Genomic DNA, 16,672 nt, shown 5'->3' with positions numbered 1-16,672 from the left:
GCCGTGCAGGGACTGGCCGCGGTGCTGGGCGGGACGCAGTCCCTGCACACCAACTCCTTCGACGAGGCCATCGCCCTGCCCACCGACAAGTCCGCCCGATTGGCCCTGCGCACCCAGCAGGTCCTCGCCCACGAGACCGACGTGACCGCCACGGTCGACCCCTTCGCCGGGTCCTACGCCGTCGAGAGGATGACCGACGACGTCGAAGCCGCCGCCGTGGCGCTGATGGCCAGGGTGGAGGAGCTGGGGGGCGCCGTCGACGCCATCGAACAGGGTTTCCAGAAGGGCGAGATCGAGCGCAACGCCTACCGCATCGCCCAGGAGACCGACTCCGGAGAGCGGGTCGTGGTCGGCGTCAACCGCTTCCAGCTCGACGAGGAGGAACCGTACGAGCCGCTGCGTGTCGACCCCGCCATCGAGGCCCGGCAGGCCGAACGCCTGGCCGCGCTGCGCGCACAGCGCGACCAGCCGGCCGTCGGCGCGGCCCTGGGCGCGCTCAAGAAGGCCGCCGAGGGCGAGGACAACGTCCTCCACCCGATGAAGGAGGCACTCAAGGCCAGGGCCACCGTCGGCGAGGTCTGCGACGCGCTGCGCGAGGTGTGGGGGGCGTACGTCCCGTCCGACGCCTTCTGACCTGCGACCGGGCGGGGAGTGTCAGACCCGCGTGCGACACTCATGCGCATGTTCGGTGTCGTCGATCTGCCCACCTACCTGGCGGGCCTCGCCCTGATCATTCTGCTGCCCGGCCCCAACTCGCTGTACGTGCTGTCCGTGGCCGCCCGCCGTGGCGTACGCGCCGGGTACACCGCCTCGGCCGGAGTCTGGTGCGGGGACACGGTGCTGATGACGCTGTCCGCCGCCGGAGTGGCCTCGCTGCTCCAGGCGAACGCCGTGCTGTTCGCCGTCGTCAAGTACGCCGGCGCCGGATACCTGACCTGGCTGGCCATCGGCATGCTGCGCGCCGCGTGGGGGATGTGGCGGACGCGCGCGGAGCGGACCGCCGGTGACGAGGCGCCCGCGCCCGCCGAGGAGCGGCCTTTCCGCCGTGCCTTCGTGGTCAGCCTGTTCAACCCCAAGGCGATCCTCTTCTTCGTCGCCTTCTTCGTGCAGTTCGTGGACCCGGGGTATGCCTACCCCGCCCTGTCCTTCGTCGTCCTCGGCGCCCTGGCCCAGTTCGCCAGCGTGCTCTACCTCAGCGCGCTGATATTCGGCGGCACCCGGCTGGCCGCCGCCTTCCGCCGCCGCAGGCGTCTTTCGGCGGGGGCGACCTCGGCGGCGGGCGCGCTGTTCCTCGGGTTCGCGGTGAAGCTGTCGCTGGCGAGTTCGTGACGAGTCGGCGCGGCGCCTCGCCGCGCCGAGGCTCGCCGCGGTGCACGCGCGGGGTCCCAGGGCCCTCTCCGGCGCGTCAGGACCGTTTCGCGCGGGCCCGCCGTACGGCCCGGGTGAGGACGGGAGGCAGCAGGTCCTTGGCGAGTCGGCGGGCCATGGACGGGGCGGGCCGGGCCGGGCGCGCCGCATGCGATGCGCCGGCCTCGGGAGCGCGGACCGGTGCGGGCGCGGGCTCCACGTAGTGGCGTGAGGGCGGGAAGGCGGGTGGCTTCATGCCCCGGGAGCGGGTCCGGATCAGCCGGTGCCCGGCGGCCTCCTGCACGCTCAGCCCGACGTCGGTGCGCAGCCGGAGCATGGCGAGCAGTTCCTCCTGGAGCGGCTCGGGGTCGCCCCAGGTCGCGTAGAGCTTCTGCGTGCTGAGGCAGATCGGGCGCAGGCCGCGGTTGAGGACGGCCTCCCAGGCGGCGACCGAGACACCCGGGGTGTGCTCGGACCGGAAGTCGTCCAGGACCACGATGCCCTCGGGCAGCAGGATGTCGTGGGCCGCGCCGATGTCGCCGTACACATGCTCGTACAGGTGCGAGGCGTCGATGTGGATGAAGCGGCAGGAGGCCGGGGCCACCTTCTCGTCCACGAGGGAACTGGGGCCGGTGATCACCGTGGGCAGCGTGTCGTGGAAGGAGAGATAGTTCCGTTCGAACGCCTGCTGGGTGAGGGAGGCGTACGACTTGGCCGACTCGGCCTTGTTGGCGTCGTCCGGGGCGTCCCCCTCGAACAGGTCGCAGACCGTGAACCGCTCGCCGTCCTGGAGGTGGTGACCGAGGAGGATCGCGCTCTTGCCCAGGTAGACGCCGAGCTCCAGCAGGTCACCCTTTATGCCGGACTTCTTTTGCTGTTCGAGGAACCAGGTGAACAGTGTCTGGTCCAGGGCCGGGAACCAGCCGGGGACGTCGGCGAGTTCGCCGGGGTGCGTGTCGGTCGCTTGTGCGTGGGTCATGGGAGGAGCCTTCTCTCCGAGCGTTGCCCCGGTCGACGGCCGGCTGAACGTCCCGTGAACAGGGTCAGCGGGTCTTCGTCAGAGCCGCCCGCAACCGGGGCGTCAGCGGCTTCTCCACATATTTGTGCAGCAACCACGCCAGCAGCAGCATTGACGCCACCGTCAGTACGAAGGTCACCCCGGACGCCAGCCCCAGACCGCGGTGCAGGGCCTGGATCACCACCCAGCCGAGGTGCTCGTGCACCAGGTAGAAGGGGTACGTCAGCGCGCCCGCGACCGTCAGCCACCGCCAGTTCACCCGGCCCAGGAGGCCCAGCGCGATCGCGGCGACCGCAACGAAGCCGAACGTGACGACCGCGACGATCCCGAACGAGGAGCGGTAGGAGAAGGCCTCCGGGTCGGGGGCGTGCCACAGCGACCGCACCGCGTAGTGCTGGCCGATCAGCCAGCCGGCGGCGACGATGGCCCACCCGTAGACGTCCCGCCGGTCGCGGTGCACGAGGTAGAGGCCGACACCGCCGATGAAGAACGGCGCGTACTCGGGCATCAGGACGATGTCGAGCAGTGGCATGTTCGCGTTCTCGGCGATCACGGCCGCCAGCAGCCAGCCCGCGCAGAACATGACCACCCGGCGGCGGTTCGCGCCGGGCAGCACGACGCACAGGGCGAACAGGGCATAGAAGCGGACCTCCGCCCACAGGGTCCAGCACACGCCGAGTACCCGGTCCACGCCCAGCGGCATCTGCAGCATGGTCAGGTTGACCAGGGCGTCGCTGGGGGAGACGGCCTGGTAGGCGACCACCGGCAGCGCGAACACGGCCGTGACGAGGAGCACCGCCACCCAGTAGGCGGGCATCAGCCGGGAGGCACGGGAGGCGACGAACGACTGCAGGGGACGGCCCCAGCCGCTCATGCAGATCACGAACCCGCTGATCACGAAGAAGACCTGGACGCCGAGGCAGCCGTAGGCGAACAGCGAGTGCAGTGTGGGGAACTGGTCCCGGGGCGAGGTGCCCCAGGCCTGGGCGACCTCACCGCCGCGCCCACCGTAGTGGTAGAGCGCCACCATCAGCGCGGCCACCAGCCGCAGTCCGTCCAGGGCACGCAGCCGCCCCGCGGAGTCGTTTCTGCGCCGTGGGACGGTCGTGGCGCCCGGTGGGTCGACCAGCACGGCGACACCGGGCGGGGGCTTGCGGGTGCTGACGACCGTCTCGGTCACGCTGGAAACCTCGGTGTGGTTCGTATGTCCTTCGTCTGAGCCGCCTGTGGGCGGGCGCCTGTCACCCTAGGACGAGAGTTGACGCAATCACGTTCGATGGCGACAGGCTTCGCCCGCCGGTCCCCATGGGTTCATCTGGATGTCGCCGGGGCCGGTCGGAGACCGGCGGGCGGGACCCGTTCATCGGCGTCCGCCTCGCGCCGGACGGGACCCGTTCATCGGCGTACCGCCTTGCGCAGGGCCCGGGCCCGCCTGACCACCCGGCGTGCCGTGGAGTTGCGCGGCAGGAACGCCAGCCGCTGCGGAATGCCCCCGGGCAGCCCGAGCGCGGTGAGGCGGCGCTTCTTGAAGTAGCGCCGGGTGCGCGGGCCGAGGTGCCGGGCGAGGAACCGCTCGGCCTGCGGGCGCAGGTCGGGGTAGATCTGCGGCTGCATGGTGAACCCGAGGGCCGTGACGAGGGCGGACAGCCGCTCGGCCGGCAGGAGATCACCGTCCGCGTCGCTCTCCAGCCCGGGCAGCAGCGCGTCCGCCAGCGCGGTCGGGACCCGGTTGCTGTTCTGATATGGCGTCAGCCGCTCCAGCAGCAGCTCGGTCCCGATGCGGGCGACCGGCAGGTCGTAGAAGGCGGAGGCCGTGAACAGCGCCGTCGAGAAACAGCCGACGACCAGCGCGGGCCGGGCCCGGTCGAAGAGCACCTCGGCGAGCACGGGCGTGTCCAGGACCGTGAGGTCCACGCCGAGCTTCTCGGCCTCGGTCTCCAGGGCACGGCTGTAGCGGGCCGGTGCGGTCGGGTGGGGCTTGAAGACGACCGTGCGGTGACCGCGGGCGACAGCGCCACGCATCATCCGCACATGCAGGTCCTCTTCCTCCTCGGGGGAGAGGATGTTCAGCGCGGACAGGTACTGGCCGAGCAGCAGCGCCGAGTCGCCGGGCAGGTCTGGCAGTTCGGGCACGGTCTCGGTGACCTCCCCGAGCACCTTCAGGAACGCGGGCGTCGGCACCAGGTGCGCCGGCACGCCGAACTCGGTGAGCAGCATCGGCGTGACCCCCGGCACCAGATCCAGGTGCAGCAGCCTGCGCACACGCGTGCCGACCAGCGGGTCGAGCTTGTTGCGGGTGGGGCCGTAGCTCATCAGCCCGTCGGCGTAGACATCGACGGGCGCGTCGGTGAACAGCTGGGCCACCGTCAGGGCGGGCGCCACCTGGAGGGACTCCAGGACCAGGCTCACGCGGTCGTCGTCCAGGCCCCACAGCAGCCGCAGATAGCGCTCGAAGAGCGGGATGTCGTCGGACCGCGGCGTCCAGGCCCCCGGGTGGAAGGGGCGGATGGCCTCGTTCCAGGACAGTACCTCGTCGAAGTGCTCGCGCAGCGGGGCGAAGCCCGGCATCTCGTCGAGGGCCGGAGTGGTCTCCGGAGTCGCGGAGTTGTTGAACACCAGCAGCACCCGGCGGTCCGGCTCCTCGAAGAGGTCGGAGTCGATCGCGGCGGCCAGGGTGGCGACGCCGTACAGCGTCGACGCGCAGAAGATCTGAGTGGTCCCGGGCATCAGGCGGCCGCTCCCGTCGTGGTGACCCGGCGCCGCAGCCGCCGCAGTGTGGACGAGCGGTCCATGTCCATGGCCTCCAGTGCGTCGGCGAGTACGTCCTGCGGCATGCGCTTGACGGCTGCCGCGCTCATCGACCGCAGCTGCCTGGCCACGGCCGGTTCGAACCTGTCCTCGTGGGAGAGGTGGTGGGCGATGATCGCGCAGTAGGTCCGCACCGCCTTGGGCAGCAGCCGGTCGGCGTCGCGGTCCGCGGCCGTCTCCTCGATCACCTGGTCGAAGGCGCGGATGAAGTCGAGCTGGCGCACATCGCCGATCTGCGTCAGGGACGAGGCCACCCCGCGCCGGTAGAAGACGCCCAGCAGGCTCACCACGGCGAACGACTCCGCCTCACGGTGCAACTTCCAGATCCACGGCCGGTCCTCGGCCGTGCGCAACCCGTCGGTGAAGTGGAGCACCCCCTTGTCCACGAGGCGGCGGTGGTAGGCGCCGGCCCAGGCGTAGGCGTAGTCCACGGACGTGGAGCGGTGGGCGGGCAGGATCGCCTCCCGCGGGTCGAACGCCTCCCAGCGGCGCCCGACCGGCACCCGGTGCACGGAACGGGCGCGCGCGGTGGCCTGCACATGGTCGGTGCGCACGAAGTCGCACCCCAAGTGGTCCATCGACGACACCAGTTGGGCGTAGTAACCGGGGGCCAGCCAGTCGTCGCCGTCCAGGAACGTCAGGTACTCGCCCTGCGCCGCGTCCAGGCCGGTGTTGCGGGCGGTGGCGAGCCCGCCGTTGCGCTCGTGACGGATGTACCGCACCTGGGCGACATCCGAAAGCTCCTCGGCCGCTCGTTCGAGAATGGCCGGAGTTTCGTCCTTGGAATGGTCGTCGACCAGGATGAACTCGAAATCCCGGTCGGCGTTCAATCGAAGGCTTCTGAGGGTGTCCGGGGCATATTGCTGCACGTTGTAGAACGGCACGATCACGGAAAGCTTAGGCACCCGCAAAACGTTAGGAGGCCGCCCGGCAGCGGAACTTTCCGATGAAGGTACACCGGGTGAACTGAATGTGTCAGAACGGTGCACCGCGTGTACTTCCCGCCTGCCGGCAGGCCAGTTCGGCTCTCGGTGGGCTGTTGTTAACTTTTCGTTGAGTCGCGGTTCCGCCATACCTAGGATTCGCTTCCTAGCGTCTTCGACGTGCCAGCAAGTACACCGAAGCGCCCGCGAATCGCCGTCCTCGCGGACAGCGACACCCGATGGAAATGGGGTGCGCTGACCGCGGACCGCATCGCCCCGGGACCGTCCATGGAAACCGCGCCGCGCGAAGCCGCGCAAGCCGGCCCCCTCCTCGACGGATTCCTGCTGCGCGGCCGGGCGACGCCCACCCCGCGCCAGCTCCGGGAAGTGGGCGTACGCGCCGACTCGCTGCGGGAGGTCACCGCGGTCGAGTTCCTGCGCGCCATGGCCGAGGGGGACTACGACGTCCTGGTCCTCTCCCTGGTCGGCGGCGGTGTGCAGGCGATGCTGCACGGCCTGGCACGCGTCTGGGAGCACCGCGCCTCGCGGCCCGTCGTCGTCACCGGCTACGTCGGCGTCGTCTACGAGAAGCTCGCCGACGGTCTGCTGCTGCGGCACGGCGCGGACCTGGTCCTCGCCAACTCCCGCCAGGACGCGGACCGTTTTCGGGCCGTCTACGAGGGAGTGGGCGCCGACGCCTCCGCGGTGACCGAGGTGGCCCTGCCGTTCCTCGGCGGCGCGGCCTACGAAGGCGAACACACGCCCTACACGGTCGTGTTCGCCGCCCAGCCCTCCGTCCCGGACAGCCGCAAGGACCGTACGTACCTGCTGAACCGGCTGGTGCAGCACGCCCGCAGGCACCCCGAGCGCGAAGTGCTGCTGAAGCTGCGCTCCAAGCCGGGCGAACACACCACCCACATCGAGGAGTTGCCCTACCAGAAGCTGGTGCAGCGCCTCGATCCGCCCGCCAACTTCAGCCTGGTGTACGGCAACATGGGCGAGGTCCTCGACCGGACCGACCTGCTGGTGACGGTCAGCTCCACGGCCGCCCTGGAGTCACTGCACCGCCGCATCCCGACCGTCGTCCTGACCGACCTCGGCATCCGCGAATCGCTCGGCAACCACCACTTCGTGGGCTCCGGCTGCCTCGCCTCCTGGGACCAGCTCGACGCCGGACACCGGCCCGTGCCCGACGAGGAGTGGGTCTCCCGGCAGGGCGTCGCCGCGGACGGCTCCTACGACTCCGCTTTCGACGCGGCACGCAAGCGCATCGCCGGGCTGCTCGACCGGCCCGGCGGCCTGCCCCCGCTGACCCCGTACTACACCCCCGTCACCGCGCCCGGCTATCTGCCCGGGATCCTCGCCCGCCACCACCTCGGTCCGGACGGCACCCCGCTGCCCGGCGCGCCCGCCGCCGACAAGGACCCCGGAGCGGTCCGGCAGATCGTGCGCCGGGCGGCGCGCGGCGCCTACCGCCACGGCGTGCAGCGCGTGGCGCCCGTCATCCGGCGGATGGGCGAGCTGTGAGCCGCCCCGAGACCCCTGCCCAAGGAGTAGACCCCATGTCCCACCCGGAAGCGGGCCGAGGCGCCTCCGTGCGCCGCGTGCTCGCGGTGATCCCCGCGCGCGGCGGATCCAAGGGCGTGCCCGCGAAGAACCTCCTCCCCGTCGGCGGTGTCCCGCTGGTGGCGCGGGCGGTGCGAGAGTGCCGGTCGGCCCGGCTGGTGACGGACGTCGTGGTCTCCACCGACGACCAGGCCATCGCGGCCGCCGCCCGCGAGGCCGGTGCCGAGGTCGTGCTGCGACCCGCCGCCATCGCCGGCGACACCGCCACCTCCGAGGCCGCCGTCCTGCACGCCATGGACGCCCACGAGGCCCTGCACGGGGCGCCGGTGGACGTGGTCCTGCTCGTGCAGTGCACCAGCCCGTTCCTCGTCCGCGAGGACATCGACGGGGTGGCGGGCGCGATCGCCGAGAACGGCGCCGACACCGCGGTGACCGTGGCCCCGTTCCACGGGTTCATCTGGCGGGACGCCGACACCGAGGCCACCTCCGGGGAGGTGAGCGGCGGATACGGCGTCAACCACGACAAGTCCTTCCGGCCCCGCCGCCAGGACCGCCCCCAGGACCTGCTGGAGACCGGCGCCGCCTACGCCATGGACGCGGCGGGCTTCCGCGAGCACCGGCACCGCTTCTTCGGACACACCGAACTCGTCCGGACCGACCCGGCCCGCGTGCTGGAGATCGACGACCCGCACGACCTCGCCCGCGCCCGGGCCCTCGCGCCGCTCTTCGACGCGAACCGGCCCGGCGCCCTCCCGGCCGCCGACGACATCGACGCGGTCGTCCTCGACTTCGACGGCACCCAGACCGACGACCGGGTGCTGGTCGACTCCGACGGACGGGAGTTCGTCTCCGTGCACCGCGGGGACGGACTCGGCATCGCGGCCCTCCGCAGGAGCGGCCTGAAGATGCTGATCCTGTCCACGGAACAGAACCCTGTGGTCGCCGCCCGGGCCCGGAAGCTCAAGCTCCCGGTGCTGCACGGCATCGACCGCAAGGACCTCGCCCTCAAGCAGTGGTGCGAGGAGCAGGGCATCGCGCCGGAGCGCGTGCTCTACGTCGGCAACGACGTCAATGACCTCCCGTGCTTCGCCCTCGTGGGCTGGCCCGTGGCGGTCGCGAGCGCCCACGACGTCGTGCGCGGCGCCGCACGCGCGGTCACCACCGTCCCCGGCGGTGACGGCGCGATCCGGGAGATCGCCAGCTGGATCCTCGGCCCCTCTCTCGATTCCCTCACCAAGTAAGGAACTCTTCGCCATGAGCAACAACTCCCGCATCCGCAAGTTCGGTACGCGCGAGGCCGGCCCCGGCCGCCCCGTCTACGTCACCGGCGAGATCGGCATCAACCACAACGGCGACATCGAGAACGCCTTCAAGCTCATCGACGCCGCCGCCGAGGCCGGCTGCGACGCGGTCAAGTTCCAGAAGCGCACCCCGGAGATCTGCACCCCGCGCGACCAGTGGGACATCGAGCGCGACACCCCCTGGGGCCGCATGACGTACATCGACTACCGCCACCGCGTGGAGTTCGGCGAGGAGGAGTACGGCCAGATCGATGCCTACTGCAAGAAGAAGGGCATCGACTGGTTCGCCTCCCCGTGGGACACCGAGGCCGTCGCCTTCCTGGAGAAGTTCGACGTCCCCGCCCACAAGGTCGCCTCCGCCTCCCTCACGGACGACGAGCTGCTGCGCGCCCTGCGGGCCACCGGCCGCACGATCATCCTCTCCACCGGCATGTCGACGCCGAAGCAGATCCGTCACGCCGTCGAGGTCCTGGGCAGCGAGAACATCCTGCTCTGCCACGCCACCTCGACGTACCCGGCGAAGGCCGAGGAGCTCAACCTCCGCGTCATCAACACCCTCCAGGCCGAGTACCCGAACGTCCCGATCGGCTACTCCGGCCACGAGACCGGCCTGCAGACCACCCTCGCCGCCGTCGCCCTCGGCGCCACCTTCGTCGAGCGCCACATCACCCTCGACCGCGCCATGTGGGGCTCCGACCAGGCCGCCTCCGTGGAGCCGCAGGGCCTGACCCGCCTCGTCCGCGACATCCGCACCATCGAGGCCTCCCTCGGCGACGGCGTCAAGAAGGTCTACGAGTCCGAGCTGGGCCCGATGAAGAAGCTGCGCCGCGTCGCCGGTGTGGTCGCCGAGGCGGAGATCGCCACGGCGGCGGGCGAGCCGGTCGGCGTCTGAACGCACCACCCCCACAACCCCCTTACGACGGGACGGTCGTACCTCGATGAGCCCCCGCGCCGGGAACGCCGGCCCCCACACTCTCGCCTTCGTCGAGAGCCCGGTACAGCTGCTGAACGTGCTGGAGTGGGCGCATGCGCACGCCCCCGGCGTGGGGCTCACCCTCGTGGTGCTGTCGCCCGTCGACCCGATGACACGCGGCCAGCTGCGGCGGATGTCCGACCTGGCCCGCGACGAGGGGCACGAGGTCCGCTGGGAGGAAGCACGCGGCGGACCGCTGGCGCCCTTCCAGACCATCGGCGGCCTGACCGGCCTGCTCCGCAGGGCACGCCGGGTCGTGCTGGGGGACCCCTTCTCCCGCTACGTCCAGCTGCTGCTGACGATCACCCGTGCCCGTGACCTCGTCGTCGTCGACGACGGCACGGCGACGATGGAGTTCGTCGGGCAGCTGGCCCGCGGCGAACGACTGGTGCGCTGGCACCGCAAGGGCGGCCGCCCCGGCCCGCGGGACGTGATCTTCGCGCCGGTGTCGGCCTCGGCACGCCGCCGGCTGACGCCCGGCGACCGCCGCCGCATCGAGATCTTCTCCTCCATGCCGATGGAGGAGACCCCGGCGGGCGTCACGGTGAGCGCCAACGCCTTCGCCTGGACCCGGGCCCGCTTCGGCCCGCCCCGGATCACCAAGGGCGCCGACCTGGTCGGCACGTCCCTGGTGGAGACCGGCGTGGTGGACGACGGCCGTTATCTGCAGGCCGTCCACGCCCTGGCCAGGGCCCACGGCGCCACCCGCTACTTCGCCCACCGCCGCGAGAGCACGGACAAGCTCCACCGCCTCGCGGCCGGGACCGGCCTGGAGATCGTCCGCCCCGAGCTCCCGCTCGAACTGATCGCCCGCCGCGGCCCCATAGGCCGGACGATCCTCAGCTTCCCCTCCACCGTCGTCCACACCCTCCCCCTCGCCCTGTCCGGCACGGAGGTACGCGTCGCGGTCTGCGACATCGACCCCGCCTGGCTGACCGAGAACGCCTCCCCGCGCGCCCAGGGCTTCCTGTCCGGGGTGACGGGAACGGCCCGGGACGTGCACCGGCTCTCGCCGACGGCCCCGGGGCCCGTGCCGGAGCCGCCGCACCGGAGCACGGTGGAGCCGGCCGATCCCACGGGACCGGCGCACACGGCTCGTCTCACCGCCCCCTCACCCCCGTCGGGCCTGCCCGGCCAGGCGGGGACACCGGGAGCGGTGGCGGCCGGCTAGGAACGGGAGCCGGACCGGACGGCGGCCCGAACGACAGGCCCTCCTAGCCGTCCGCCGCGGGCACCTCGTCCACCGGCGGCCTGCGCGCCAGCAGAAAGGCGCGCGGCAGCTTCTCCCCGGCCTCCGGCTCGCGCAGGACACGTGCACGGAGGTCCAGGCCCGCCCGGGTGAGGTGCCCGGCGACCGTGTCGGGCGTGCGCCAGTAGTAGTCGAGCGAGATCTCCCGCCCGAAGCGCTCGGTCAGGCGCTGGTGCCCGTCCTCGTCCCCGGACTGGAAGCCGAGCAGCACCGGCGCCCCCGGCAGCAGGACGCGGCGGAACCCGGCGAAGACGGACGGCAGGTGTTCGTCCGGCACGTGGATGATCGAGTAGAGCGCGACGATCCCGCCGAGCGTCGCCTCCGGCAGGTCCAGGGCCGTCATCGAACCGACGTGGAAGCGCAGCTCCGGGTGGGCGCGCCGGGCCAGGGCCACCATGCGGGGCGACGCGTCGACCCCGAACACCGGCAGCCCGGCCTCGTGCAGCCGCGCCGTCACGTAACCCGGCCCGCTGCCGATGTCCGCGACCGGCGGGCGCCCGGGCACCCCCGGCGCCCGGACCAGCTCCACGAAGGCCGACAGCAGCGCCCGCTCCAGTGGTCTTCCGGCCAGGCTGTCGGGATGTTCGGCAGCATAGGCCTCGGCGATGGCGTCGTACGAGAGCTGCGTGGACTCGACAAAATCGGGGGCGCGCACGAGGCGCACACTAGCGGGGCGCGCGTCCGGCAGATGAACACGCCGGTGTTCACCGCGCACGGCGTGGTATCCGTGGAGAGGATGGATGGATACCGGAGTCGTGGCGTCGATGTGGTCGAAGTCACACTCTGGGGGGTGGATGGCCCGGTCCGGCCCAAAAGGCAGGCGAGTTTACCCATCCCACTTGATAGCTATGCGCCGGGCGATCATATTTTCTTCCCCTATCGGGTTGAAGTTTTGTTGATCCAGGGTCGATCGACCGCCCGGGCGCCCTACCCTTCAAAGGGTGAAGCCACTGATGTCACTGGAGTCCGAGGTCGATCTTCCCGGCGGAGCCGTGCTTCCCGGTGCCCTGCCCGACGCTCTGCGGGCCGAGCTCATCGCGTTCCGGCGCGACCTCCACATGCACCCGGAGCTCGGCAACCAGGAGTTCCGCACGACCGCCGCGATCAAGGAGCGGCTGGAGCGGGCCGGCCTCAAGCCACGCGTCCTCGCCGTGGGGACCGGACTCGTCTGTGACATCGGCGTGGAGGGCGAGCAGTGGGACGGCGGTCCCAGCATGCTCGCCCTGCGGGCCGACATCGACGGCCTGCCCATCCCGGACACCAAGGCGGAGTGCCCCTACCGCTCGACCGTGCCCGACCGCGCGCACGCCTGCGGTCACGACGTGCACACCACCGTCGTGCTCGGTGCCGGTCTCGTCCTCGCCGAGCTGCACCGGCAGGGCGCCCTGCCCCGCCCCGTGCGGCTGATCTTCCAGCCCGCCGAGGAGGTGCTGCCCGGCGGCGCGGCCGACGCCATCAAGTGCGGGGCGCTGGAGGGTGTCGGTGCCATCATCGCCGTGCACTGCGACCCCCGGGTGGACGCCGGCAAGATCGGACTCCGCGAGGGCCCCATCACCTCGGCCTGCGACCGGCTGGAGATCGGCCTCGACGGCCCGGGCGGCCACACCGCCCGCCCCCACCTCACCACCGACCTGGTCACCGCCGCCGCCCGCGTCGTCACCGACGTACCCGCGCTGGTCGGCCGCCGCTTCGACAGCCGCAGCGGGCTCGCCATCACCTGGGGCCGCGTCGAGTCGGGGCACGCGCCGAACGTGATCCCGCAGCACGCCGAGCTCTCCGGCACCGTGCGCTGCCTCGACCTGGAGGCGTGGCGGCAGGCCCCCGACGTGGTGGTCGCCGCCATCGACGAGATCGCGAATCTGTACCGCGCCAAGTCGGAGATCAACTACGTCCGCGGCGTGCCGCCCGTCGTCAACGAGCCCGGCGTCACCGAACTGCTGCGCGACGCGATGATCGCCCGCCGCGGGGTCGAGTCCGTCGAGGGCACCGAGCAGAGCCTCGGCGGCGAGGACTTCTCCTGGTACCTGGAGCGCGTCCCCGGCGCGATGGCCCGCCTGGGCGTCCGCACCCCCGGCGAACGCCACATCCGTGACCTCCACCAGGGCGACTTCGACGTCGACGAGTCGGCCATCACGGTAGGAGTCGAACTCTTCACGGCCGCGGCCCTGGTCAACGGCCTCCGCTAGCACCACCCCCTCCGACCAGGGCCGGCCGTGCCCCTCTTGGGCGCGCGGGGAACGGCGCGACAAGCCCCGACGGCGCCGCACGGGCAATTCAGGGGCGCGGGGAACGGCGCGACAAGCCCCGACGGCGCCGCAGGGGAACGGCGCGACAAGCCCCGACGGCGCCGCACGGGCAATTCAGGGGCGCGGGGAACGGCGCGACAAGCCCCGACGGCGCCGCACGGGCAATTCAGGCGCGCGGGGAACGGCGCAACAAGCCCCGACGGCGCCGCACGGGTAACTCAGGGGCGCGGGGAACGGCGCGACAAGCCCCGACGGCGCCGCACGGGTAACTCAGGGGCGCGGGGAACGGCGCGACAAGCCCCGACGGCGCCGCACAGGTCACTCAGGGGCGCGGGGAACTGCGCAACAAGCCACGACGGCGCCGCAGGGACCCGACGACCTCGACCCCCACAGCCCCGGCCCCGGGCCGCCACACCCCCGGCCCCAACGGCCGACCCTCCGGTTGCGAGCGGCGCAGCCTCACGGCAGCCTGGTGCGCGTCACGAGGTAGGCACGCGCCGTGTCCCCGACTACACCTTTCGACCCCGTTCGATCCTGTGGTTCACAAGGGCGTAACCGGCCATCGGCACGAATGGATAACGGCCCCGCGGCGAACCGTTCCCAGGAGTGTCTACGCGCGTTAATGTGCGCCGAACCGAGCACCCATCGCGGGGCTTTGGAGAATGGGGAACTTCAGATGCGTCGGATTTCCAAACTGACCCGTGTCGCGGTGGGGGTCGCGTCGCTCGGGCTCGTCGCCACGGCCTGCGGCGGCACCAGCAGTGACAGCGGCGGCAGCGACAGCAGCGACAAGGGCCTGGCCATCGCCTACGACGTCGGCGGCAAGGGCGACCAGTCCTTCAACGACGCCGCCTACGCGGGCCTGACGAAGGCCAAGGACGAGTTCGGCTACAAGACGGCCGACATCGAGCCCACCGAGGGCGAGACGAACGCCGACAAGGAACAGCGCCTGGCGTCGCTGGCCAAGCAGGGCTACAACCCGGTCATCGGTGTCGGCTTCGCCTACGGCCCGGCGATGAAGGCCGTGGCCGCCAAGTACCCGAAGACCACCTTCGGCATCGTGGACTCCGTCGTCCCGGGCAAGAACGTCGCCTCCCTCGTCTTCGCCGAGGAGCAGGCCTCGTACCTCGCCGGTGTCGCCGCCGCCAAGGCCACGAAGACCGACGTCGTCGGCTTCGTCGGCGGTGTCGACGTGCCGCTGATCCACAAGTTCGAGGCCGGCTACAAGCAGGGCGTGCAGGACACCAACTCCAAGGTGAAGGTCCTGTCGCAGTACCTGACGCAGACGGCCGAGGAGGGTGGCTTCTCCAGCCCGGACAAGGGCAAGGCCGCCGCCGAGGGCCAGATCGAGAAGAAGGCCGACGTGCTCTACGCGGCCGCCGGCCTGTCCGGCCAGGGTGTCATCGAGGCCGCGGCCAAGGCGAAGGTCTGGGCGATCGGCGTCGACTCCGACCAGTACAAGCAGGCCGCCCTGGCGCCGTACAAGAACTACATCCTCACCTCCGCGCTCAAGGACGTCGGCGGCGCGGTCTACGCCCTGTCCAAGTCGGTCCACGACGACAAGCCGCTGACCGGCACCCAGACCTTCGACCTGAAGGTCAACGGCGTGGGCCTGGCGGAGTCCAACCCGGAGTACGCGAAGGTCGCGGGTCTCCAGGACGCGGTGAACAAGGCCAAGCAGGAGATCATCGACGGCAAGATCAAGGTCAACACCGAGTGATCCGACCGGTCTGACCAGCCGGAGCGGGCGGGCACCTCCTGGGTGCCCGCCCGCTCCGCGTTTCCCGGCCCTGCCGGAAACGGATCACCCAGCGCCACGCCCCGTTTGCGGTCGGCAACGCCCCGGCCAAGTCCGGGTGATGGCTTGGCCACGGGCGCATAACAAGGTGGACAGAAGGGGTTTTCAGGCAGGTCTACGCGCGTTAATCTGCGGCGAAGCCAGCGCTGAAGCTGAACCGTCCGGCGCTGTGCACCTCGGTTGTACGACAGGAGCACCCACACATGCGCCGGATTTCCCGGATCACGGTCGCAGGCGCAGCGACCGCCTCCCTGGCCCTCGCGCTCTCCGCCTGCGGCGGCACCTCGACCTCTGCCGGGTCGTCGGACTCGAAGGGCGACAAGGGCCTCGCCATCGCCTACGACGTCGGCGGCAAGGGCGACCAGTCCTTCAACGACGCCGCGTACGCGGGCCTGGAGCAGGCGAAGAAGGAGTTCGGGTACCAGACGGCCGACGTGGAGCCCACCGAGGGCGAGACGAACGCCGACAAGGAGCAGCGCCTGGTCTCCCTGGCCAAGCAGGGCTACAACCCGGTCGTCGGTGTCGGCTACGCGTACGCCGCCGCCGTGAAGGGCGCCGCGGAGAAGTTCCCGAAGACCACCTTCGGCATCGTCGACGACGCCACGATCAACACCAAGAACGTGGCCGACCTGGTCTTCAACGAGGAGCAGGCCTCCTACCTGGCCGGTGTCGCCGCCGCCAAGACCAGCAAGACCAAGGTCGTCGGCTTCGTCGGCGGCGTGGACATCCCGCTGATCCACAAGTTCCAGGCGGGCTTCGCGCAGGGCGTCAAGGACACCGACCCCAAGGTCAAGGTGCTCTCGCAGTACCTGACGCAGACCGCCGAGGAGGGCGGTTTCGCCAGCCCCGACAAGGGCAAGACGGCCGCCGAAGGCCAGATCGAGCAGAAGGCCGACGTCGTCTACGCGGCCGCCGGTCTGTCGGGCCAGGGTGTCATCGAGGCCGCCGCCACCGAGAAGGTGTGGGCCATCGGTGTCGACTCCGACCAGTACCAGCAGGAAGCCCTTGCCAAGTACAAGGACTCCATCCTCACGTCGGCGATGAAGGACGTCGCCAAGGCGGTGTACAACCTGGCGAAGTCGGTCGAGGACGGCAAGCCCGAGACCGGTATCGTTCGTGGCGATCTGAAGTCCGGCGAGGTGAGCCTGTCGAACTCCAACCCGAAGTTCGCGGACGACGCCGAGCTCCAGGCAGCCATCAAGACGGCCAAGGAGAAGATCATCAGCGGCGAGATCAAGGTCAAGAGCAGCTGACGAGCGACTGCCTCGAAGCAGGCGGTAACCCCCGGGGTTACGTCCGCTCGACGGGGTGCGGGGAGCTGCTCCTCGTGCCCCGTTGCCGCGGGGCGTCGGCCCCTTTGTATGCCGTAGGGGCGCTACGCGCGTAGACGGCCCCCGTCCCCAGGAGAGTGCGCCATCAACGCGTCCAGCAGCCCTCCGGCCG

14 protein-coding genes are annotated in these 16,672 nt (G+C 71.2%); 9 read left to right on the top strand and 5 right to left on the bottom strand.

Annotated features, from left to right (window positions below):
- Nucleotides 1-633 (top strand): methylmalonyl-CoA mutase family protein (locus ADK65_RS35505; protein WP_234353046.1); only part of this gene is annotated, 633 nt, incomplete at its 5' end.
- A 48-nt stretch (nt 634-681) separates the two neighbouring features.
- A complete protein-coding gene (gene leuE, locus ADK65_RS35500) occupies nt 682-1,329 on the top strand; it encodes a leucine efflux protein LeuE (protein ID WP_053675620.1) in 648 nt (215 codons plus the stop codon).
- 76 nt (nt 1,330-1,405) lie between these two features.
- Here the strand turns inward: leuE and ADK65_RS35495 are convergent, their stop codons facing one another.
- From ADK65_RS35495 to ADK65_RS35480, 4 genes are all read right to left on the bottom strand, one after another.
- Complete coding sequence (locus ADK65_RS35495; RefSeq protein ID WP_053675572.1) at nt 1,406-2,326, bottom strand: class I SAM-dependent methyltransferase; 921 nt, start codon at nt 2,324-2,326, stop codon at nt 1,406-1,408.
- 64 nt (nt 2,327-2,390) lie between these two features.
- On the bottom strand, nt 2,391-3,545 hold the full coding sequence (locus ADK65_RS35490) for an acyltransferase family protein (protein ID WP_053675570.1): 1,155 nt from the start codon (nt 3,543-3,545) through the stop codon (nt 2,391-2,393).
- Between the two features lie 215 nt (nt 3,546-3,760).
- On the bottom strand, nt 3,761-5,092 hold the full coding sequence (locus ADK65_RS35485) for an alpha-2,8-polysialyltransferase family protein (RefSeq protein WP_053675568.1): 1,332 nt from the start codon (nt 5,090-5,092) through the stop codon (nt 3,761-3,763).
- Nucleotides 5,092-6,078, bottom strand: a complete 987-nt coding sequence (locus ADK65_RS35480; protein ID WP_053675618.1) for a glycosyltransferase family 2 protein — start codon at nt 6,076-6,078, stop codon at nt 5,092-5,094. The genes ADK65_RS35485 and ADK65_RS35480 overlap by 1 nt, the downstream gene beginning before the upstream one ends.
- A gap of 198 nt (nt 6,079-6,276) precedes the next feature.
- Here ADK65_RS35480 and ADK65_RS35475 point away from each other — a divergent pair, with 198 nt between their 5' ends.
- The 4 genes from ADK65_RS35475 to ADK65_RS35460 are packed head-to-tail and all read left to right on the top strand — an operon-like array spanning nt 6,277 to nt 11,107.
- A complete protein-coding gene (locus ADK65_RS35475; protein WP_107092459.1) occupies nt 6,277-7,623 on the top strand; it encodes a DUF6716 putative glycosyltransferase in 1,347 nt (448 codons plus the stop codon).
- 35 nt (nt 7,624-7,658) lie between these two features.
- Nucleotides 7,659-8,903 (top strand): N-acylneuraminate cytidylyltransferase, encoded by a 1,245-nt coding sequence (locus tag ADK65_RS35470; protein ID WP_053675564.1) that lies wholly within the window; start codon nt 7,659-7,661, stop codon nt 8,901-8,903.
- 13 nt (nt 8,904-8,916) lie between these two features.
- A complete protein-coding gene (locus ADK65_RS35465) occupies nt 8,917-9,855 on the top strand; it encodes an N-acetylneuraminate synthase family protein (protein WP_053675562.1) in 939 nt (312 codons plus the stop codon).
- A 46-nt stretch (nt 9,856-9,901) separates the two neighbouring features.
- Complete coding sequence (locus ADK65_RS35460; RefSeq protein WP_234353045.1) at nt 9,902-11,107, top strand: hypothetical protein; 1,206 nt, start codon at nt 9,902-9,904, stop codon at nt 11,105-11,107.
- A gap of 43 nt (nt 11,108-11,150) precedes the next feature.
- Here the strand turns inward: ADK65_RS35460 and ADK65_RS35455 are convergent, their stop codons facing one another.
- On the bottom strand, nt 11,151-11,840 hold the full coding sequence (locus ADK65_RS35455) for a class I SAM-dependent DNA methyltransferase (RefSeq protein ID WP_053675616.1): 690 nt from the start codon (nt 11,838-11,840) through the stop codon (nt 11,151-11,153).
- A gap of 298 nt (nt 11,841-12,138) precedes the next feature.
- Between ADK65_RS35455 and ADK65_RS35450 the strand changes: the two genes are divergently transcribed.
- The 3 genes from ADK65_RS35450 (at nt 12,139) to ADK65_RS35440 (ending at nt 16,482) form a co-directional block, all read left to right on the top strand.
- On the top strand, nt 12,139-13,371 hold the full coding sequence (locus ADK65_RS35450; RefSeq protein WP_053675560.1) for a M20 family metallopeptidase: 1,233 nt from the start codon (nt 12,139-12,141) through the stop codon (nt 13,369-13,371).
- 736 nt (nt 13,372-14,107) lie between these two features.
- Complete coding sequence (locus ADK65_RS35445) at nt 14,108-15,151, top strand: BMP family lipoprotein (protein WP_053675558.1); 1,044 nt, start codon at nt 14,108-14,110, stop codon at nt 15,149-15,151.
- A 281-nt stretch (nt 15,152-15,432) separates the two neighbouring features.
- Nucleotides 15,433-16,482 (top strand): BMP family lipoprotein, encoded by a 1,050-nt coding sequence (locus tag ADK65_RS35440; protein WP_053675556.1) that lies wholly within the window; start codon nt 15,433-15,435, stop codon nt 16,480-16,482.
- Nucleotides 16,483-16,672 lie beyond the last annotated feature (190 nt).

The sequence above is a fragment of the Streptomyces sp. NRRL B-1140 genome, assembly GCF_001280065.1.
In the GTDB taxonomy this organism is placed as follows: Bacteria; Actinomycetota; Actinomycetes; order Streptomycetales; family Streptomycetaceae; genus Streptomyces.
This window is presented reverse-complemented; position numbering and strand designations above follow the sequence as displayed.